Raw genomic sequence first — 19,703 nt, forward strand, 5'->3', positions numbered from 1 at the left:
TGGTGTGTGAAACTCAAGGTGACCATCGCGGGGCCGCGGGCAGACCGCGACGTCGTGGTGACGGCGGACGTGACGGCGACCATCGGCTCGCTTGCCGACCGGTTGTCCCGTGGGCGGACCGCGGCCGACGGCGTGCCGCTGACGCTGCGCGTGTGGTTCCCCGACCGACCGCAGCCACGCCTGCTCAACCCGTCGGCCACGGTGCACGAGTCGTCGCTCCGGTCCGGCTGCCGGGTCGAGGTCGTCGCGGCGACGGACCGACGGCGCGGCGACGACGTCGAGGACGCCCCGGCGGCGGTCGCGCAGGTGCTCTCCGGCCCGGACGCCGGCAATGAGTACACGCTGTCCCAGGGGGTCAACCTCGTCGGTCGCGACGCGATGGCACAGGTCTGGCTCGCGGGCGACGACCTGGTCTCCCGACGCCACGCCACCGTGACGGTCGGCGAGACCGTCGAGGTCGTCGACCTCAACTCCGCGAACGGGGTCGAGGTGGACGGGCGGCTCGTGGCGCGTGCCTTCGTCGATCCCGACACCACGATCCGGATCGGTGACACGACGCTGCGCATCCGATCGCTGCCCACCGCGCCGTCCGCGCTGGTCGCGGACGCCTCCGCGTCGGCGGTCCCCGAGGTGGACTTCAGCCGTTCGCCCCGCGTCGAACCGGCGCACCGCGGCCGTCAGTTCACCCTGCCCGAGATCCCGGTGCCGGGCGAGAAGCCCCGGCTGCCGATGATCGCGATCATCGCGCCGATCATCCTCGGCGCGGTCCTGTTCCTCGTCACGAAGCAGCCGTACACGCTGATCTTCATCGCGCTGTCGCCGGTCATCATGATCGGCACGTGGATCGACCAGCGTGTGCAGGCCCGGCGGAGGCGTCGCGACGAACGCCAGCGCTTCGAGGAGTCGCTCGCCGACTCCCGCGAACGACTCGCAGCCGCCCGTGCCGCGGAGATCGAGGCGCGGACGGCCGAGTCACCCGCCCCGGCGGTCGTGACGGCGGCGATGCGCGACCGCTCGGCGCTGCTCTGGACCCGGAAGCCCGAGCACACCACCTTCCTCGAGGTCCGCTTCGGGGCCGGCACGCAACCGTCGCGCTCCACCGTCACCCTGCCGTCGAAGAACTCGGGCAGCGTCGACGACTGGAACCGCGCCGAGGCGCTCGCCGACGAGTACGCCACGGTCGGGCCGGTGCCCGTGGTCGAGACGTTCGAACGCGCCGGCGCGATCGGTGTCGCCGGCACCGGGTTGGCGGCGGACGACGTCGCCCGGTCGCTCGTGGTGCAGCTCGCGGGGCTGCACAGCCCGGCGGACCTCGTGCTCACCGCCTTCGCCGGGGGCACCACCACCGACCAGTGGTCGTGGCTCAAGTGGCTGCCGCACGTGGACTCGCCCTACAGCCCCTTGCGCTCCACAGGACTCGTGCACGACTTCGCCGGCGCCTCGACACTGCTGGCCGAGCTCGAGGGCCTCGTGGCGACCCGTCGTGCAGCCGGCTCGGGCCGCGGCGAGCAGGTCCGGTCGCGCATCGACGAGTCCCGCGCCCTCGACGAGGACCACGGCGAGTCGGTGGACCGCCTGCCGGCGACGCCGGCCGTCGTGGTACTCGTCACCGCCGAGGCGCCCGCCGACCGCGCCCGGCTCGTCGCCTTGGCCGAGGAGGGACCCGACCTCGGCGTGCACGTCCTCTGGCTCGCGCCCACGCTGCAGGCGCTGCCCGTGGTGTGCCGCACGCACATCGTGCTCGACCGGGCGAGCGGCACCGCCACGGTCGGCTTCGTCCGGTCCGGGCAGTCGGTGGTGCTCGACGAGCTCGACCGTGTGGACAGCATCGAGGCGGCGACGGTCGCCCGGGCGATCGCGCCGATCCAGGACTCCGGCGCGCGGGTCCTCGACGAGACCGACCTGCCGCACAGCGTGGCGTTCGTCGACCTGTACGAGGGCGACGTCGCCGGTGACCCGTCCGCGATCGTCCAGCGGTGGTCGAAGAACGACAGCCTGACCGCGGCGTGGCAGCCGGGGTCCGGGCGTGAGAGCGGCGGGGTGCGCGCCGTCGTCGGCCAGGGACCGAGCGAGCCGCTGGCCCTCGACCTGCGCGCCCACGGACCGCACGCACTCGTCGGCGGGACCACGGGCGCCGGCAAGAGCGAGTTCCTGCAGACGTGGATCATGGGCATGGCGACGGAGTACGCGCCCGACCGCCTCACGTTCCTGCTCGTCGACTACAAGGGCGGTGCCGCGTTCGCCGAGTGCGTCGGCCTGCCGCACACCGTCGGCCTCGTCACCGACCTCAACCCGCACCTCGTCCGTCGCGCGCTGACCTCGCTGCGGGCGGAGCTCCGGTACCGCGAGCACCTGCTCAACGACCGCGGCGCGAAGGACCTCGTCACCCTCGAACAGCGCGGCGACCCCGCGGCACCGCCCGTCCTCGTCATCGTGATCGACGAGTTCGCCGCCCTCGCCACCGAGATCCCGGAGTTCATCGACGGCGTCATCGACGTCGCCCAGCGCGGTCGGTCCCTCGGCCTGCACCTCGTGATGGCGACCCAGCGCCCGAGCGGGGTCATCAAGGACTCCCTGCGCGCCAACACGAACCTCCGCATCGCCCTTCGCGTCGCCGACCCGGTCGACAGCGAGGACGTCCTCGGCGTGGCCGACGCCGCCTTCTTCGACCCGGGTACGCCCGGTCGTGCGGCCGCGAAGATCGGCCCGGGGCGCGTGCTCGACTTCCAGACCGCCTACCTCGGCGGCCGTTCGGACGACGTCGTGCACGAGCCGGACGTCGACGTGCAGGACTTCCCCTTCGGCCCCGGCAGCACCTGGCCGAGTCCTCCGCGCGCGCCGCGGGACTCCACGCGGGCCCGCGACATCGAGCGGCTCGCCGCCACCATCGTCCATGCCGCGGACCGGCAGGGCCTCGAGGTCCCGCGCAAGCCGTGGCTCGACCAGCTCCCTGACGCCGTCGGCCTGGAGGCCCTGCCCACCTCCGACGGGTCGGCACTCGTCATCGGGACGGTCGACCTGCCCGAGTCGCAGCAGCAGACCCCGTTCCGTCTCGACCTCGACGCGGTCGGCAACGTGGCCGTGCTCGGCGCCGGCGGAGCCGGCAAGTCCGCGGCGCTCCGCGCCGTAGCGGTCGCGGCCTCCGCCGTCGCGGACCGGTTCCCGGTCCGGATCACCGGGCTCGACTTCGGCGGTGGCGGTCTGCGCATGCTCGAGGCGCTGCCGACGGTGGGCACCGTCATCAGCGGGCCGGACGACGAACGGATCACGCGCCTCCTGGCCGACCTCGAGGCGACCGTCGCCGACCGCTCCGCACGGTTCGCGGCCGCCCGGGCGGCGAACCTCACCGAGTACCGCGACGTGACCGGCACCGCCGAACCGCGCATCCTCGTCCTGGTCGACGGCATGGGAGCGTTCCGCAACGAGTACGAGTTCCGTCTCGGTACCCAGCCGGTCTTCGACCAGCTCGTCGCGATCGCGGCGACCGGACGTGCGCTGGGCGTGCACCTGGTGATGAGTGCGGACCGCACCGCGGCCTTCCCGTCGAACCTGCAGGCCGCGATCGGGGAGCGCATCGTGCTCCGCCTGGCGACCGAGATGGAGTACCACGCCGCCGACGTGCCGGCAGACGTACTCGAGGACGCCGTGCCCGGCAGGGGACTCGTCGACGAGCACGAGGTCCAGGTCGCGGTGCCCGGCGGCAGCGCCGACCTCGTCGCGCAGGCCGCGGCGGTCGAGGAGCTCGCAGCGGACCTCGTGCGCCGCGGGGTCGCAGCCGCCCCGCCGATCCGCCGTCTGCCCGAGGACGTCGACCGTGCTGCACTGCCGCTCGCCGTGGGTGGGCGCCCGACGATCGGGCTGGCGGACGACACCCTCGGCCCGGTGGGCGTCCCGACCGACGGGCTGTTCGTTGTCACCGGGCCGTTCGGGTCCGGTCGCTCGACGACCATGCGCACCGTGCTGCGGTCCGTGCGGGCGACGTGGCCGGAACGGCCGGCGCACCTGGTGGTCGGGCGCCGGTCGACGCTGCGGGACGCGACCGACTGGGCGTCCGCAGCGCAGGACGCCACCGATGCCGAGGCGATCGCGTCACAGCTCGCGACCGCGCTCGAGAGCGGGGTGTCGAGCGGACCGGACCCGGTGATCGTGATCGAGAACGTCGGCGACTTCGAGGGCCTGCCGGCCGAGAGCCAGGTGGCCAGGCTCATCAAGGCTGCGCGCCGTGCGGGGGTGTTCGTGCTCGCCGAGGCCGACACGGTGACGGCGCCGAACGCGTGGCAGCTCTTCGCCGAGCTGAAGACCGCACGTGCCGGGATCGCCCTGCAGCCGGAGGAGACCGACGGGCTGACGCTCTTCCGGACGGCCTTCCCGCGCGTGACCCGGAGCGACTTCCCCGTGGGTCGCGGCATCATGGTCGACTCCGGGCGGATCACCCGCGTGCAGGTCGCTCGGGACCTCGGGTCCTCGTGATCGGGGAGAGGAATGATGTTCTCGAAGATCCTGCCTGTGCTGTGCGCGGTCGTCCTGCTGAGTGGATGCGCAACGGAGAGTGCGTTGCCGGACGCTCCGGAAGACCGACTCGCGTCGGCGAAGACCATGACCCAGGGGGCTGAGGACACGATCATCGAACTCCTTCCGGAGTCCGCCGTCGAGAACGTTCGTCAACTCGAGGAAGGGACGATCCTCCGCTGCGGGGGTGGGTACCGGTGGACGGGGAACGTGCGTGTGGAGTTGTCGGCCGGCGTTCGCGCGGGAGAGGTGAGAGATGACATCGCCCGAGACGCTGCAGGTCGAGGCTTCACGGTCGATGAGGACGAGACGATCACGGGGAGCAAGCGTTTCGAACTCGTCGACGCTCGAGGCGTCCAACTCCTGCTCACGAAGTGGGTCGAGGGCAACGCGATCGACATCGACTCTGCCTCGCCTTGCTTCGCTCTCCCGCGGGACTTCGACGTTCCCGGTGAGTACTGACCTGGGGTGCTCGAGTTGCGCGAGATCGCTGCGTCGACGGACGAAGGGGACCACGAGACGATCCCCGTTGTGAGCGGTCTTCCGGAGAGGTTGACGCAGTGAAGAAGATCGGCACCGTGATCGCGGTCCTGGCCGCCTTCCTGTTGACGGCATGTGCTGTGAGTTCCGAAGGTCACGACCCGCCCGAGCGTCGCTTGCTCTCCGCGAAAGACACGACGCGGGCGGCAGAACGTTCCCTGCTCGATCTCGTCCCGGCGAACGAGGTCGAGAGTGTGCGGCAGCCCGACGACGGCGCCGTCCTGCAGTGCGGGAGCAAGTACCAGTGGTCCGGCAACGTCCGGATCGGACTCGCGCCCGGCACACGAGCCACCGAGGCACGTGATGCGCTTGCGCGCGCTGCGTCGGACCACGGATTCTCGGTCTCGAAGGACGAGATGTTGTCCGGAGACGTCCGTTACGAGATGTTCGACGACAACCGCGTCCAACTGATCGTCACGGTGTGGAATGACGGGAGTGCCCTCAACGTCGACTCGGGATCGCCCTGTTTCGACCTGCCGAGCGACTTCGACGTGCCGTTGAACTACTGAGCGCAACGGGCCTGCCGCGCGTGACCAGGACCGACTTCCTCGTCGGCCGCGGCACCACGGTCGACTCCAGGCCGACCACCCGCGTGCAGGTCGCTCTGGACCCCGTGTCCTCCTGATCGGGGACCCACCCGTCCCCCTCGAACGGGGGTGTGGACATCGCATGGGTGATTTGTTCTGGACCGGTGTTACCGTTGTCGCGGTCGCCGGAGGGGCTGGCGATCCAGACCACCGTGAAGGGGTGCAACGTGGCCAACATCAACGTCTCCTACCAGGAGCTCAACAGCAACGCCGACCGTCTGCTCGCAGGGCGGGACGAGATCAACGCGACCCTGTCGAAGCTGCAGGCGCAGATCGCGTCGCTCACCCAGGCCGGGTTCCAGACGGACCGTTCCTCCGGTGCGTACAACGAGGCCTACAACCGCTTCACGAGCGGCGCGCAGAACACCATCGGTGGCCTGAACGACCTCGCGCAGTTCCTCCGCACGACCGCGCAGACGCTGGGCGACGTCGACCAGCAGCTCGCGTCGCGACTCGGGCGCTGATCGGACGGACATTGTGATCGTGGGTCGGCCAGCACATCTCGTGCGGGCCGACTCAGTTCTTGGGGGATATAGATGAGTGGAAAGCTCGAGATTTCCTACGCGGCCTTGGAATCGCTGTCGTCGCGTATCAAGGGGGCGGCGACCAAGGTGGAGCCGGGTAACGAGATCTTCGCCGGGCAAGGGGCGACTGATCTTGCGAGCGACGTCGTCACGCAGGCGCTGAGCCGCGCGACGAGGCAGCAGGTGCAGCGGGCCGAACTCACCGCTGACGCACTCCGCGCCGCCGGCAACTTTCCGCTGGCAGTCCGTCAGGCGTACACCGACGCGGATTCGCGAGCAGCGGGAGCGCTGGCCAAGTGACATGGACCGATGACGACCCTGGTCAGGGCGAACCTCCGGCGATCCTCGGCCTGGCCAAGCTCCGCACGGCTCGTGCCCAGGAGATCCGCCGGGCGCAGGACACTCTCACGACCGCGAGCGGAGACGCCGGCGTCGGGTGGCAGGCACAGAGCCAGACCGCCTTCGCCGCCGAGGTGCAGAAGACAGCGGGAGACGTCGAACTCCTCGCCGTTGGTATGGAGAAGCAAGCGGCAGTGCTCACGCAGTACGCAGGGCAGCTTTCGCAGTTGAAGGATCGGCAGCGGATCCTCGAACAGCGTCGAGCGAGCGCGAAGAGCTCGCTGGCAAGGGCGAACGCGATGATGCCTGGTGGCTTGTTCTCAGAGCCGACGCCTGCCCCGTTCGTGCTCGCTGGAGAAGAGGACAGCACCGCCGAGGCCAAGGCTGAGGAAGAGGCTCGCCAACGGGCAGCAGCTGAGTCGAAGATTGCTGCTGCGCAGGCCGACCTTCGCGCGATCGAGTCCGAGTGGGATGCTCTCGTTGCTGATCGCCGGCGTGTTGACCAGAGCTGTTCGACTGCGCTGGAAGCTGCAGACATCCTCGGTGCAGTTTCTTCGTTCTCCGGTTCTGCTGTCAGCGCGGCGTCTCCTGGGGACCTGCTCGACCGTCTGTCAGTACTGAGTGCAATCGACCTCCAGGTGCTCCTCGCCGCGCATCCGGAACTCGCCGAGAAGTTACAGGCAGCGTCGACGCAGGACGTGGCGACGTGGTGGAACGCCCTCGACGCGGAGCATCAACAGACGTTCATCGTGGGTTTACCAAACATCATCGGATCGCTCAATGGTGTATCCGCGCTCGGGCGTGTGGCTGCGAACCGAATCAATGCCGCGAATCGTCTGGAAGCAATCGAACGGACGCTCGCGGATTGGAAGCGGCAAGCGGCTCAGCCTGGCAGCTTCACCAACGCCACCAGTCAGATCTCAGCCCTCGAGGACGAGATCAAGTACTTGCGCGGCGCAGTCAGTGAACCACCCACGGTTCAGCTCTACCTCTACGACAAGGACGCCGACCGGATCATCGAGATGATCGGCACGCCGTCGCCGGAGACGAAGCGCGTCGTAACCTACACGCCAGGGACGCTGGCGAATCTCGACGGCTTCTACAGCGGAGACACGCAGAGTATCGCAGACTGGTTGCACAAGCGTGACGAGGACGGGATGGTGGCGTTCGTAGTGAAGGACGGTCGATATCCCCAGAATCCATTGACTGAAGCCAACGATCAGCAGTACGCGCGAGGTATCGCGCAGAACCTCGCCGATTTCGAACAGGCGGCGTTCACTGATCCTCTGCTCGAAGGTCGGCAATCCGTGGCAATCGGCCATAGTTGGGGAGTAGCGAACATAACGGTGTCTGAAGCATTAGGTGCGCACTACGACAAGGTCGTTTCACTGTCGGGTGCAGGCGCTCCCGCAGACTGGACGCCCTCACCGACCACGGAATACCGAGATTTTTCCTACGATGACATACTGCAATTTGCTCAAGACATCCGAGTTGGTGAGCATGGGGCTGTTTGGAGCGGCCGTAACCCGCGCGAAGTGGGCTTTGCGCATGAAGATTACTATGATGCCCCGCTCACTTGGAAGAGCTTCCCAGGTAACGGTCTCGTGAATCCACTTCTTGCAGCGGCCGGCGGTATCGAGTCGCACAACTTGGCCGCATCGACCGCCCCGGGGAATCTGACGTTGCTGAACGATATGCGTGACTTCATCAATGAAGCCGGTGCTCCCCGATGATCGGCAAGACCTTTTCCCTTCTCGCCTTGGCTGTTCTCCTGAGTGGATGTGCAATGAAAAGTGACCTGCCGGAAGACCCTCAACAACGTCTTGAGGCGGTGAAAGCCTTGACGCAAGATGCGGAGAATCGTGCCGTAAGGCTCCTGCCGGAGGGTGACGTGGAAGGAGTGCGCCAACTCGACACAGGCACCTTTCTGCGATGTGGTGGGGGCGAGTACCAGTGGTCGGGCAATGTTCGCGTCCAGCTCAAGCCGAACGTAGTTGGCGACGACGCGAGGGAACTGTTGGCGCGCAGTGCAGCGTCTGAAGGTTTCGACGTTTCGACGGACAAAACGTCGACTGGAAAGACTCGCAATCAATTGCTCGACGCTGAAGGCGTGCAACTCCTTGTCACCGCCCAGGAGGGCGGTACCGTCATTGACATCGATTCCGGCTCGCCGTGCTTCGCCTTGCCCGACAGCTTCGGCGTTCCTCGTGAGTATTGATCTGTCGTCAACTTGAGTGTTGCCGTTCATATCCATCCAAGTGCGTTGTATACACGGTCTGGTGTGAAGGGGGGGGGTGCCGGCGATATCGAGGATCGCGCGGCTGGTGCTTTGAGCGGTGCGTCCACACTGCCCTCGGCGGGACGAGGCCTCAGGCAGGCACTAGGTGCGCCAATCACTGTTCGGAATTATCATGCGACTAGGCGCTAGTCTCGCGCTTGCGGGGGTCGTTTTGCTCTCGATGGCGGGCTGCATCAGCGCAGTGCAGGGCGCGAGTTTTCAGGCGGGTGAAGATCGCCTTCGAGCCATTCCTGGCGTGCAATCCGCCGCTTTTACGTACACGGAATTGCAGCAGACGCTTTCATCTCAGACTGTGCTGCGGGTGCGTGTAGAAGCTGAACCGGGTAACGGGAGTCCCACTCACCTTGCGGAACAAGTAGCGCGAGTCGCCTGGGCAGTCGGTTCCAAGAAGCCTGAGGGCGGCATCTCTGTGACCATCGAGACATATCCGCAGGTCAACTACGGACTCGCTCTCAAAAAGAAGGGCTGGGATTTCGTTACCGTAGGTAAGCCGAACCCGGCTCTATTTGTCTTGAGTTTTCGGGATGCGAGCCGGACGCTGGGCGAATGGCCAGGAAGGCCGCCGGATTGAGTACCCGTTCAAATTGCTGACTTCGAAGAGCCATCGCGCGATGGCAGCGTGGGCTCGACATGACGAAATCGAACACGGTTCGGTCATGTTGACCCTTGAAGCGGAGTCCACGAACGCAACGATCAGCGAGTCGGCAATGACCGGAGTCCTCCGGGCGCTGCCGCACCGACGGCGATGCAGTGCAGGGTGAGCTTGTGCGGAGGCTAATCGCGGCGGGCGTCCTGCTGTCGCTCATCCCCGCGGTCAGCGGGTGCTCGGCGTCTGGCCCGGACGCTGAAGTGGTTGCTTCGCGCGAGGCGGTCGCAGCCAACATCAACGCCCTGCCCAACGTGTCGACTGCGACGGTCGACGAGGAGAAGACCACGGACGGCCTCTCGGCGCACTACCGGATCGCCGTGGACATTTCGGCCCCCGCAGCAGGGCGCTCGGAGGAGGACGTGGCAGAGCTGATCGACGCGGTCCTTCCCCTGGCCTGGTCCACCCGCGGACACACGCCCGACGCAGGCGTCGTCCTGCGGATCAGGACCGAGCCGCAACTCGAGATCGGTCGCATCGCCCGGGACTCGGGATGGCGGGACGTCGGCTTCCCGTCGAACCCGCAGCTCAGCGAGAAGATCGGCTACCAGGCAACCTTCGGCCGCCGATCCCTCGACGAACAGATCGGAACCTGGCCCGTCGACGCGCCGCGAGGCACACCGACCGGGGGCTCGCGGACCAGGGGACAACCAGGGCCAGGCACACCGCAGTGATCGGGAGCAAGGTCGAACCATGACGACGAACAGCCTCCCCGGTGGCACCTACGACCTCGGCGACCTCGAGGTCACCCGCTTCGGCTACGGCGCGATGCAGCTCGCCGGTCCGCACGTCTTCGGTCCACCGGCCGATCGTGACGAGGCCGTCCGAGTGCTGCGCACGGCGGTCGAGCTCGGCATCACCCACATCGACACGGCGGACTTCTACGGCCCGCACGTCACGAACGAGATCATCCGCGAAGCCTTGCACCCGTACCCGGAGCAGGTCCACATCGTCACGAAGGTCGGGTCGCGCCGGAACGACAAGGGGCAGTGGCCGCCTGCGCGGAAGCCCGAGCAGCTCGTCGAGGACGTGCACGCGAACCTCGACCGGCTCGGTCTCGAGCAGCTCGACGTCGTCAACCTCCGTGTCGGCGGCTTCGATGCCCCCGAACCGGGCAGCATCGCCCCGCAGTTCGAGGCGCTCGCCGAACTGCAGCAGCAGGGCAAGATCCGGCACCTCGGACTGTCGACGGTGACGGGCGCGCAGCTCGTCGAGGCCCTCCGGATCGCGCCTGTGGTGTGCGTGCAGAACATGTACAACGTGGCGCAGCGTGGGGACGACGACCTCGTCGACCTCACGGCAGCCGAGGGCATCGCGTACGTGCCGTACTTCCCGCTCGGCGGGTTCTCGCCCATCCAGTCGGAGGCGCTCGACGAGGTGGCGGAGCGGCTGGGGGAGTCGCGCCTGTCGGTCGCCCTCGCGTGGCTGCTCCAGCGCTCGGACAACATCCTGCTCATCCCCGGCACGTCGTCCGTCGAGCACCTGCGGCAGAACGTCGAGGGAGCGGGCATCACCCTGCCGGCCGAGGCGATCCGCGAGTTGGACGCGATCGGCGCCGCCTGAGCCGAGCGGAGCACGCGGGTCGGTCTCACGTCGGAGTCGGCACGCTCCGTCGCCCGCACAACCGGGAACACGTCGCACCACGGAAGTCTCTGGCGCCACGTGCTTCCGGTTGTGCGGGAGCACCCCGAACCACGAGCCGGACCCGCCGAACCCTCCGGACCAGGGCCCGACCGACCGCCGTCGTCAGGCCACCGTCGCGAGCGCGAACGGCAGCACGGCCGAAACCCCCGCACGCCGGAGCTCCCGTCCGGCGACGGTCATCGTCCACCGGCTGTCCACCAGGTCGTCCACGAGCAGCACCGGGCCCTGCTGCGACTCCAGCGCCGTAGCGAGCGCCGGATCCACCACGAAGGTGTCCCACACCCCTGACAGCCGGTAGGCGCTGTTCGTCGCACCGTCCCCGCGAGGCTCCCCGCCGCTCCGCCCGAGCGTCCCGAGGAACTGCAGCCGCCCGATCGACGCCAGCGCCTGTGCCAACGAGCCGACGAGCTCCGGTCGCGACCGCGACGACATCGCCACGACCCCGGTCGGACGCTCGGCCCAGGGCCAGTCCTTCAAAGCACGGATGCACCCGTCGACCAGTTCGCGTGAGACGGGGCCGTCCGGCGTCGTGGTCGAGAAGAGCGCGCGGAGCGGCCCACCCCAGCCGAGGTCGGTGAGTCGGGCGACGGCCCGACCCGGCTCGACGAGCTCCCCGGCCGGGATCTTCCCCTTCACGGGCACACCGAGCGCGCTCATGCCGGACGGCCACTGTGCGCGTGGGGCGATCTCGACGCCCACCTTGTCGAGCGCGGCGGCGGCACCCGAGGCGTCCGAGTCCGACACCGACGTCGGGTACCAGACGCCCGCGCAGTTGTCGCAGCGCCCGCAGGGCTCCGCGGACGGGTCGTCGAGGTCCTGCTGCAGCAGCTGCATGCGGCACGCCGAGGTGGACTCGTAGGCGAGCATCGACGCGGCCTCGGCCTCGCGCGCCGCGGCGACCCGCTCGTACCGCGCGGCGTCGTACTGCCACGGCTGCCCGGTCGACACCCAGCCGCCGGCGACCCGACGGACGGCGCCGTCGACGTCGAGCACCTTGAGCAGCAGCTCGAGGGTCGAGCGCTTGATGTCGACGAGCCCCTCGAGTGCCACGGTGGACATCGCGGAGTCGGTGGAGAGCGCACCGAGCACGGCGGAGGCGCGGGCCTCGGTCGGCATCGACGCGCTCGCGAAGTACTGCCAGATCTCGCGGTCCTCGCGCCCGGGCAGCAGCAGGACGTCGGCGTTGTCGGTCGCACGCCCGGCGCGGCCGATCTGCTGGTAGTAGGCGACGGGCGACGAGGGGGCACCGACGTGCACGACGAACCCGAGGTCCGGCTTGTCGAACCCCATTCCGAGCGCGCTCGTCGCCACGAGCGCCTTGAGTTCGTTGCCCTTGAGCTGCTGCTCGAGCTGCTCGCGCTCCTCGGTGTCGGTCCGCCCGGTGTAGGCGCGCACGGCGTACCCGTTCTCGCGCAGGAGTCGGGCGATGTCCTCGGCCCCGGACACGGTCAGCGTGTAGATGATGCCGCTGCCGGGCAGGTCGCCCAGGTGGGCGAGCAACCAGCCGAGGCGCTGCCGGGCGTCCGGCAGGGTCAGGACACCGAGCCGGAGCGACGCCCGCGCCAGGGACCCGCGGATGGTGAAGACCGGGGCGTCCGGGCCGGCGGTGAGCTGCTCGGCGACGTCCTTCACCACGCGCTCGTTCGCGGTCGCGGTCGTCGCGAGCACGGGGACGCCCTGGGGGAGCGAGCGGATGAGCTCGGCGAGCCGTCGGTAGTCCGGGCGGAAGTCGTGCCCCCAGTCGGAGATGCAGTGTGCCTCGTCCACCACGAGCATGCCCATCCGGGCGATCAGCGTCGGCAGCTGCTCGTCGCGGAACCGCGGGTTGTTGAGGCGCTCGGGGGAGACGAGGAGCACGTCGACCTCGTCCCGCGCCAGGGCCGCCTGCGTGTCCGCCCACTCGTGCGCGTTCGCCGAGTTGATCGACACCGCGCGGACCCCGGCCCGTGCAGCCGCGGCGACCTGGTCGCGCATCAGGGCGAGCAAGGGCGACACGAGCACGGTCGGGCCGCCCCCGCGACGGCGCAGCAGCAGGGTCGCGAGGAAGTACACGGCCGACTTGCCCCACCCGGTGCGCTGCACCACGAGGGCGCGCTGCCGGTGCTCGACGAGGGCCGAGATCGCCTCGAGCTGGCCGGGGTGGAAGACCGCGTCTGGACGGCCGGTCAGGGCGGCCAGGGCCGCCTGTGCCTCCGCAGCGATCTCGGCGGACGGCGGAGCCGCCGCGGGGGCAGGCGAGCCGACGGACGAACCGACACCGAGACCAGACATGCCCCCATGCTGTCAGCAGCCGCCGACGGAACGCGCCCCGCCCCTCCAGGCTGTGGAGAACCCGCGACGCGACGCGACGCGACAGGACCCGACCCGACGCCCCTACTGGTACGTGATCAACGACGGCGTCGGCTGCACGTCCGCCATGGTCTGCTCCGGCGACAGCATCGGCGTGTCCTCGTCGAAGAAGTTCTTCCAGCCCCAGTGCACCCCCTCCGATGCGCCCTGGTGCAGCGCCTTCCACGTCGCCTGCTTGTCCGGCTGCGAGCCCTGCCCGTCGACGTGGATGAGCACGTCGAGCTCCGGGTGCGACTCGAGCGACGAGCGGTCCTGGATCATCGACAGCCGGAACTGGTGCAGCACGAACGCCTTCGGCGGCAGCCCCTTCGTCCGCACCAGGTCGGCGAGCCACGACGAGACCTGGTTCACCTCGGACGCCGAGACGCTCCCGATCTGCTTCAGGGGCACCTGGTCCGCGGTCAGCCGCCACTCCGGGTCGAGCGCGAGCCACACGTTCGGCTTCGCCAGCAGCGACTCGTACCGCTTCGCCTGCGACAGGAAGTCCGACCGCCCCGGCTGCAGGTCGAGGACGACCGGCATCCCGGCATCGGTCGCCGCGTCGACGTAGGGCTCGAGCGTCGACACCGGCAGCTCGGTCGAGTAGTCGCCGTCGGCTCCGGCGTCACCGGCGGCGACGGTCGCGATGACCTCCATCGCGGGCGTCACCGGCTCGTCGCCGAGCCCGTCGTACTCCGCCGCCATCCCCTCGGCCCGGCGCACGGTCGCCGCCGGGTCCTGCTCGCCGAGCACCCCGAGCACGGGCGCACCGGGCGCCCCGTACAGCGCGACGTACCGGTGCCCGTCGAACGGCCGCTGTCCACCGTGCGGCAGCTGCCACCCGCTCGCCGCCGCCCGCACCGTCCAGTCGGGGTCGGGCAGGTCACCGAACGCCGACCCGACGAGCACGGTCGGGTGCTCCGCGCGGTCGTGCAGTGCGGACACGACGTCCGGGGCGGCAGCTGGGTCGGTCACGCCGTCCGGCATCGTGACCACACGGGCACCGGCGGCCTCCGCCGTCGCCACGGCCGCGGCGTCCGCCCGACGGTCCGCCACGACCACGGTCGCCGTCCGGGAGGCCCCGCTCGCCTCGGGTGCGTCGCCCCGCTCCGGCGCGTGCCGCTCGGGGACGTCGGTGTCGACCGACACGTCGCCCTCGGCCTGGTACCAGTCGGCGCCGAGCCGACGGAGCTCGGCGGCCACCCGGTCGCCGCCGCCGCTCGTCCCGCCGGTCGGTGACGCCGTCGGAGCGCCGTCGTCGTCCGCCAGCAGCAGCGGCACGTGGGCGGCTCGAGCGGCGCTCGCCGCGTCACGTAGCGCGTCCGCGTCGGACGCCGACACCACGACCGCACCGGGAGCGGACGCGAACAGTGCTCGGCTGACGGCGACGGAGCGTGCCGAGGGGTCCCGCTGGGCCGCCACGGCGACCGAGTCGGCGGAGGACCGCGTCAGTTGCGCGACCGTCGGCGCGTCGTCGTGGGTGGTGCAGCCGGCGGCACCGAGCAGGAGCCCGGAGACCGACAGCGCGAGCAGGACACGGATGGGACGGGCGGAACGCATCCGAGCCACCCTACGAGGGGTCGTCACGACACCCTGTGAGCGCAACAGGTGTCGTCTCGTAGACAGGGTGCATGCCAGCTGCGCCGGACGACCACCCGACGATCGGGGCGGTGGTCGCCCCGGAGGTGCACTGCGCGACCCTCAACCTCAGACGCCGGGTGCCGCACGCAGCCGGTCACCCCGACGCGTGGGAACGCCGCCGCGACGCCGTCGTCGCGCTCGTCACCAGCGAGGAACCGACGGTGCTGGCCGTCCAGGAGGCACTCCCCACCCAGACCGCGGATCTCACCGCCCGTCTCGGGTCGCGCTGGGAACCCGTGGTCGTCGGTCGCGGAGCACGTGGCGGTGGCGAGGCGACCGGGCTCTTCCTCGACCGCGAGCGCCTCGACGTCGTCGAACGGCGCACCTGGGCGTTGTCCCGCACGCCGTCACGTCCGGGCTCGCGGGCGTGGGCGACGGCCTTCCCGCGGCACGCGGTCGGGGCCGTCGTCGCGGACCGCGGCACGGGGCAGCAGTTCCTGGCCGTCGCGACGCACCTCGACGTCGTCTCGCCGTGGGCGCGGCTGCGCGGAGCCCAGCTGCTCGGACGCATCGTCCGCGAGCGCGGGCTGCCGGCCGTCGTGATGGCCGACTGGAACTGCCCGGCCGGGTCGGCGCCCTGGCGAGCCCTGGCGGAGGCGGGGGTCGTCGACAGCTGGGGGAGCGCCTCCAGGCAGGTGGGGGAGGCGTACGGGACGTACCCGCACTACCGGGCGCCGCATGTCGGCGGCCGGCGGATCGACGGGGTGCTCGTGACCGAGGACGCCGTCGTCGAGCGGGTCGCCGTGAACGTGCGGCGGCCGGGCGGGGTGTGGCCGTCCGACCACGCGGCCGTGCACGCGGTCGTGCGGTGGGACTCGTGATGCGCTCACTCGGGCTGACGTTCCTGCGCCGGCGCTTCCTGCCCGCCGACGTGGTGCGGGTCCTGACGCTCCTCAGCATCCCCGTCGCCACGATCGGGTGGGGGAGCACGTCGTTCGCGGTGATGTCGCTCGCGCTGTTCGGGGTGGTGCTTCCGCGGATGCTCGGGCTCCGTCCGGCGTTCGACCTGGCGGTCTGCGTGCTCGTGCTCGTCGCCGGGTGGTCGAGCGCACTCGAGTGGTACACGTCGGTGTTCCTCTGGGACAAGCTCGTCCACGTCGTGCTCACCGGGCTGCTCGCGGCGCTGCTCGCCGTGATCGCCGCGGACCTGCGGCTCGTACCACACGCCCCGGATGCAGGGCGGATATCTGTGTCGCTGCTGGTGTTCACCCTCGGGCTCGCCATCGGGGCGGTGTGGGAGATGTGCGAGTGGCTCGGGCACAACTTCGTCGACTCGAAGATCTACGTCGGCTACGACGACACGATCGGTGACCTGGCGGCGGACGGCCTCGGCGGGTTGCTGGTGGGGCTCGTGCTGCCGTGGTTGGCGGCGGAGCGGGACGTGGTGCAGCCGCCGGCGCACTCGCCGCGGGGCTGACCGACTGGGCCTACCGACCGGGTCCACCGCTCTCCGGTCGCGGCGGCGACGCGCCGTGGCGCGAGCAGGGTCCGGCGTCCGCTATGCTTGACGGGCTGCTCGCGCTCCGGTCGGACGCGGGTGGTGGAGCCCCGGTGGGGTTCCGAGCTCCTCGGAGCTCGCGGGCTGTGGCGCAGCTTGGTAGCGCACTTGACTGGGGGTCAAGGGGTCGCAGGTTCAAATCCTGTCAGCCCGACCGAACCGAACGGAGCCCCGACGAAGCCATTGCCTCGTCGGGGCTTCGTCGCGTTCAGCCTCAGGTGGTGCAGGTTGCTGCGTTACGCTCCCGCCATGCTCTGGGGGAGACGACGCACGCGGTCGACCGCGCTCACGGCCACCACGCTGACCGCGGTCCTGCTGCTGACCGGCTGCTCGGCGCACGTCAACGCGGGCAGTGCGGGCGCCGAGAAGGCAGAGCGCGAGCTGTCGGTGCTCGACGGCGTGCAGTCCGTGCGCGGCTCGGGTACGAACAACCTGCCCTTCGCCGGAGAGGTGTCCGTCAGGGTGACCGCCGACGACGACCTGTCCGACGCCGACCTCCGGCGTGTGACCCACGAGGTCGGACGGTGGATCCACGACGAGTCCGGTCCCGGCACGACCTACAGCGGCTCGATGGAGGCCGACGGGTTCCGGTTCTCCCTCAGGGCACGCGCGTCCGAGAACGACCGACTGCTCGCCGTCGTCGATCGGCTCCGCGGCGACGACCGCTGGCTCGGTGGCGACGTGGACGCCCCGTCCGCCTCCGGCACCGGTGGAGGCCGCATCGCGCTCACCGCCCGCGATGCCGACGACCTGGTGTCAGCCTGGGATGCCGTCCGGGGAGCCGCTTCGTCGATCCCGGGCTGGGACACGGCCTCGACGACGGCGTCCTGGTCGGCGGACCAGCCGGACGACCTCCCCTCGTACCAGACGCCGGACCTGCGGATCGCGAACGACGTCGCCGGCACCGACGACACCGTCGGCGACCCGACGCCGGAGATCGCAGCGTACGAGCGGGTGCGCGCCGCGCACGAGGTGACCCGTGCCTCCGTCACGCCGGGCCGGCTCCTGATGCACCTGGCGGACCTCGACGACGTCAGGGACGCGACCGCGATCGCGCAGCAGGCAGCGCCGGACGCGCAGGTCATCGTGGACGGCGGCATCGTCACGAAGGACGAGCCCCGGGGTGACGACGACCTGCCCGACGCCGACGACTACGCCGAGGCGGACCGACTCGCGGCGGTCGCCGTCCGGCCGGGCGTCACCGCGGTGTCGCTCACGCCGACCCGGGTCGATGTGACGGTCGCCGACCCGGACGCGGTCCTCGCGACGGCGACGGCGCTCGCCGCCGCTGCTCCGGCCGACCCGGTGACGTCGATCCGGGTCGGACCGAAGGCCGACACCACGAACGGGGCCGACGGCGCTGACCGGGACGCTGCGGACGACACGAACCGGCTGTCGGTGAACGGTTCCCCGGCGATGCTCAGTGCCTCGATCCAGATCGGCACGGCGCTGCGGGCGTTCCTCCCGGCGTCGTCGGAGCAGTTCAGCACGAACCAGTCCGTCGCGGCGACGCTGTCCGACGCGGGCCAGGTCCCGGCGTTCGTCGCGGCCGTGCGACCGGTCCTGCCGGAGGGCAGCGGGCTGCACGTCCGTCTCGCCGACCGCGGCACCGGCGGCACGACGGACCTGACGCTCCACGACGGGCAGCTGACGGCCGAGCCGCTCCGCGACGGGGAGGAGCGAGGAGCGGACCGCACCGACCTGGAGCGCGCGCTGCTGGACGCCTGGAACAGCTGATCGTCCCGCCCCGGCGCAGCCGCGACAGCGCGTCGGCGGAACGACGCCGGTCGCCGCCGCGCAGGCGCTACTGTCGGCACATGGGGACCAGGGGCATCTACGTCGAGATCGTCATCGACGCCGACCTCGAGCGCGTCTGGGCCGCGACGCAGGACCCCGAGCAGCACGTCCGCTGGGACGTCCGGTTCTCGGAGATCGTGCCCGAGGGTGCCGAGGACGGCGCACCGACCCACTTCCGCTACGTCCGACGCTCGCCGCTGCACGACGTGCACGGCACCGGCGTGAGCATCGGGGAGCGCCGACGCCCGGACGGGTCCCGGACGTCGGCGCTCCGCTTCGGCACCGTCGACCGCCTCTCGCCGATCCGCGCCGGCCGCGGCTACTGGCGCTACGTCCCGACCGACGACGGACGAACCCGGTTCATCACCGGCTACGACTACGACAGCGGGTGGGGGCCGCTGGACGTGGTGGTCCGACCGCTCCTCGGCTGGGCGACCGCGTGGAGCTTCGACCGCCTCCGGATCTGGCTCGAAGGCGGACCCGCACCGGAGGCCTGGCCGCTCACCTCGGTCCTGCAGCCGTGGCGTCGGGACCGGCCACGAGCCTCCAGGACGCTCCGCGCACCCGCCGGCGGTACCCGGCGGACCGACCACCTGCACGACGCCCCGGCCACGCTGGCGACGCTGCCCGACCCGAGGGGCGACCGATGACGTCCGTGTTCGAGGAGGCGCTCGGCGCCGACTTCCAACGACTCCACCCGATGATGCGGCGACGCTTCGGCGTGGGTCTCGACGCCGGCGAGGCCTGCACCGGACGCGGGGTCATGTCCTCGATCCGGCGCGGTCCGTGGTGGACCGTGCCCTTCCTGCAGATCGGACGGCTCCGGAACATCCTCGTGCCCGACGTGGGCGAGGACGTCCCGTTCACGATCGAGAACTACCCGTACCGCGACGCACTCGGCCGCGAGACCGTGACGTTCGTCCGGACGTACACGACCAGGCCCGGCCGGACCGCGCGCTTCGACGCGACGATGGTGCTCGTCGACGGCCGGGTGCTCGACTACCTCGGGTCGCACCAGCACCTGGCGGTCGACCTCGACCTCGCGGTGGACGAGCGTGGCGGTCTCGTGCTGACCTCCGATGCGCAGCGGTTCCACGAGGGACCGGTCTCGTTCCGGTTCCCGATGCTCCTGAGCGGACGCGCCACCCTGCACGAGTGGTGGTCGGACGAGGACCAGGCGTTCCACGTCGACCTCGAGGTGCACAACCGCGTGTTCGGGTTCCTGTTCGGCTACCGCGGGACCTTCACCTGCGAGTGGACACCCGCCACCGACGCGCCGGACCGCCTGAAGCCGGTCCGGACCGAAGCGCGCACCTGACGCCGCGGTCTGGGTCCAGCGGACGCGAGGTCC

17 protein-coding genes and 1 tRNA gene are annotated in these 19,703 nt (G+C 70.4%); 16 read left to right on the top strand and 2 right to left on the bottom strand.

Translation table 11 applies throughout. The features are described from left to right. Window positions 1–6 precede the first annotated feature (6 nt). The 10 genes from LCG91_RS05555 to LCG91_RS05600 all read left to right on the top strand — a co-directional run bounded on the left by LCG91_RS05555 (window position 7) and on the right by LCG91_RS05600 (window position 11,007). Window positions 7–4,470, top strand: coding sequence for an FtsK/SpoIIIE domain-containing protein (locus tag LCG91_RS05555; RefSeq protein WP_224442755.1), 4,464 nt, complete (start codon window positions 7–9; stop codon window positions 4,468–4,470). 12 nt (window positions 4,471–4,482) lie between these two features. Continuing rightward, the gene (locus LCG91_RS05560) at window positions 4,483–4,971 is read left to right on the top strand and encodes a hypothetical protein (protein ID WP_224442756.1); all 489 of its coding nucleotides are present in this window, start codon (window positions 4,483–4,485) and stop codon (window positions 4,969–4,971) included. A gap of 98 nt (window positions 4,972–5,069) precedes the next feature. Further along, window positions 5,070–5,558, top strand: coding sequence for a hypothetical protein (locus LCG91_RS05565; RefSeq protein WP_224442757.1), 489 nt, complete (start codon window positions 5,070–5,072; stop codon window positions 5,556–5,558). 245 nt (window positions 5,559–5,803) lie between these two features. Beyond that, window positions 5,804–6,100, top strand: coding sequence for a WXG100 family type VII secretion target (locus LCG91_RS05570; protein WP_058728075.1), 297 nt, complete (start codon window positions 5,804–5,806; stop codon window positions 6,098–6,100). Window positions 6,101–6,172: 72 nt separating this feature from the next. Next, complete coding sequence (locus tag LCG91_RS05575) at window positions 6,173–6,460, top strand: hypothetical protein (protein WP_224442758.1); 288 nt, start codon at window positions 6,173–6,175, stop codon at window positions 6,458–6,460. Continuing rightward, entirely contained in the window at window positions 6,457–8,232 is a 1,776-nt protein-coding gene (locus LCG91_RS05580) for a hypothetical protein (protein WP_224442759.1), read from the top strand. Before LCG91_RS05575 ends, LCG91_RS05580 begins: the two co-directional genes overlap by 4 nt. Continuing rightward, window positions 8,229–8,717 (top strand): hypothetical protein, encoded by a 489-nt coding sequence (locus LCG91_RS05585; protein ID WP_152998969.1) that lies wholly within the window; start codon window positions 8,229–8,231, stop codon window positions 8,715–8,717. Before LCG91_RS05580 ends, LCG91_RS05585 begins: the two co-directional genes overlap by 4 nt. Window positions 8,718–8,883: 166 nt before the next feature. Continuing rightward, the gene (locus LCG91_RS05590) at window positions 8,884–9,369 is read left to right on the top strand and encodes a hypothetical protein (RefSeq protein WP_224442760.1); all 486 of its coding nucleotides are present in this window, start codon (window positions 8,884–8,886) and stop codon (window positions 9,367–9,369) included. Between the two features lie 278 nt (window positions 9,370–9,647). Beyond that, the gene (locus tag LCG91_RS05595) at window positions 9,648–10,118 is read left to right on the top strand and encodes a hypothetical protein (protein WP_224442761.1); all 471 of its coding nucleotides are present in this window, start codon (window positions 9,648–9,650) and stop codon (window positions 10,116–10,118) included. A 19-nt stretch (window positions 10,119–10,137) separates the two neighbouring features. Next, window positions 10,138–11,007 carry an oxidoreductase gene (locus LCG91_RS05600; RefSeq protein ID WP_224442762.1) on the top strand — a complete coding sequence of 290 codons (870 nt, stop codon included), beginning with the start codon at window positions 10,138–10,140 and terminating at the stop codon, window positions 11,005–11,007. 183 nt (window positions 11,008–11,190) lie between these two features. Here the strand turns inward: LCG91_RS05600 and LCG91_RS05605 are convergent, their stop codons facing one another. Both LCG91_RS05605 and LCG91_RS05610 read right to left on the bottom strand, forming a co-directional pair. Next, entirely contained in the window at window positions 11,191–13,359 is a 2,169-nt protein-coding gene (locus tag LCG91_RS05605) for a RecQ family ATP-dependent DNA helicase (protein WP_224442763.1), read from the bottom strand. Between the two features lie 102 nt (window positions 13,360–13,461). Next, complete coding sequence (locus tag LCG91_RS05610) at window positions 13,462–14,976, bottom strand: hypothetical protein (RefSeq protein WP_224442764.1); 1,515 nt, start codon at window positions 14,974–14,976, stop codon at window positions 13,462–13,464. 71 nt (window positions 14,977–15,047) lie between these two features. Between LCG91_RS05610 and LCG91_RS05615 the strand changes: the two genes are divergently transcribed. The 6 genes from LCG91_RS05615 (at window position 15,048) to LCG91_RS05640 (ending at window position 19,670) form a co-directional block, all read left to right on the top strand. After that, window positions 15,048–15,878 carry an endonuclease/exonuclease/phosphatase family protein gene (locus tag LCG91_RS05615; protein ID WP_224442765.1) on the top strand — a complete coding sequence of 277 codons (831 nt, stop codon included), beginning with the start codon at window positions 15,048–15,050 and terminating at the stop codon, window positions 15,876–15,878. Beyond that, a complete protein-coding gene (locus LCG91_RS05620) occupies window positions 15,875–16,474 on the top strand; it encodes a hypothetical protein (RefSeq protein WP_224442766.1) in 600 nt (199 codons plus the stop codon). Before LCG91_RS05615 ends, LCG91_RS05620 begins: the two co-directional genes overlap by 4 nt. Before the next feature lie 161 nt (window positions 16,475–16,635). Continuing rightward, a tRNA-Pro gene (locus LCG91_RS05625) sits at window positions 16,636–16,709 on the top strand. 95 nt (window positions 16,710–16,804) lie between these two features. After that, window positions 16,805–18,292: a hypothetical protein gene (locus LCG91_RS05630; protein WP_224442767.1), complete on the top strand. Its 1,488-nt coding sequence runs from the start codon at window positions 16,805–16,807 to the stop codon at window positions 18,290–18,292. 80 nt (window positions 18,293–18,372) lie between these two features. After that, on the top strand, window positions 18,373–19,002 hold the full coding sequence (locus LCG91_RS05635) for an SRPBCC family protein (RefSeq protein WP_224442768.1): 630 nt from the start codon (window positions 18,373–18,375) through the stop codon (window positions 19,000–19,002). Continuing rightward, window positions 18,999–19,670 carry a DUF4166 domain-containing protein gene (locus LCG91_RS05640; protein ID WP_137766936.1) on the top strand — a complete coding sequence of 224 codons (672 nt, stop codon included), beginning with the start codon at window positions 18,999–19,001 and terminating at the stop codon, window positions 19,668–19,670. The genes LCG91_RS05635 and LCG91_RS05640 overlap by 4 nt, the downstream gene beginning before the upstream one ends. The last annotated feature ends 33 nt before the right edge of the window (window positions 19,671–19,703 follow it).

This window comes from Curtobacterium sp. TXMA1, assembly GCF_020162095.1.
Lineage (GTDB): Bacteria > Actinomycetota > Actinomycetes > Actinomycetales > Microbacteriaceae > Curtobacterium.

Coding starts and splice junctions, on each gene's coding strand:
- LCG91_RS05635 (WP_224442768.1), top strand. CDS start 18,373: ATGGGGACCAGGGGCATCTACGTCGAGATCGTCATCGACGCCGACCTC.
- LCG91_RS05560 (WP_224442756.1), top strand. CDS start 4,483: ATGATGTTCTCGAAGATCCTGCCTGTGCTGTGCGCGGTCGTCCTGCTG.
- LCG91_RS05585 (WP_152998969.1), top strand. CDS start 8,229: ATGATCGGCAAGACCTTTTCCCTTCTCGCCTTGGCTGTTCTCCTGAGT.
- LCG91_RS05600 (WP_224442762.1), top strand. CDS start 10,138: ATGACGACGAACAGCCTCCCCGGTGGCACCTACGACCTCGGCGACCTC.
- LCG91_RS05610 (WP_224442764.1), bottom strand. CDS start 14,976: ATGCGTTCCGCCCGTCCCATCCGTGTCCTGCTCGCGCTGTCGGTCTCC.
- LCG91_RS05575 (WP_224442758.1), top strand. CDS start 6,173: ATGAGTGGAAAGCTCGAGATTTCCTACGCGGCCTTGGAATCGCTGTCG.
- LCG91_RS05630 (WP_224442767.1), top strand. CDS start 16,805: ATGCTCTGGGGGAGACGACGCACGCGGTCGACCGCGCTCACGGCCACC.
- LCG91_RS05605 (WP_224442763.1), bottom strand. CDS start 13,359: ATGTCTGGTCTCGGTGTCGGTTCGTCCGTCGGCTCGCCTGCCCCCGCG.
- LCG91_RS05615 (WP_224442765.1), top strand. CDS start 15,048: ATGCCAGCTGCGCCGGACGACCACCCGACGATCGGGGCGGTGGTCGCC.
- LCG91_RS05640 (WP_137766936.1), top strand. CDS start 18,999: ATGACGTCCGTGTTCGAGGAGGCGCTCGGCGCCGACTTCCAACGACTC.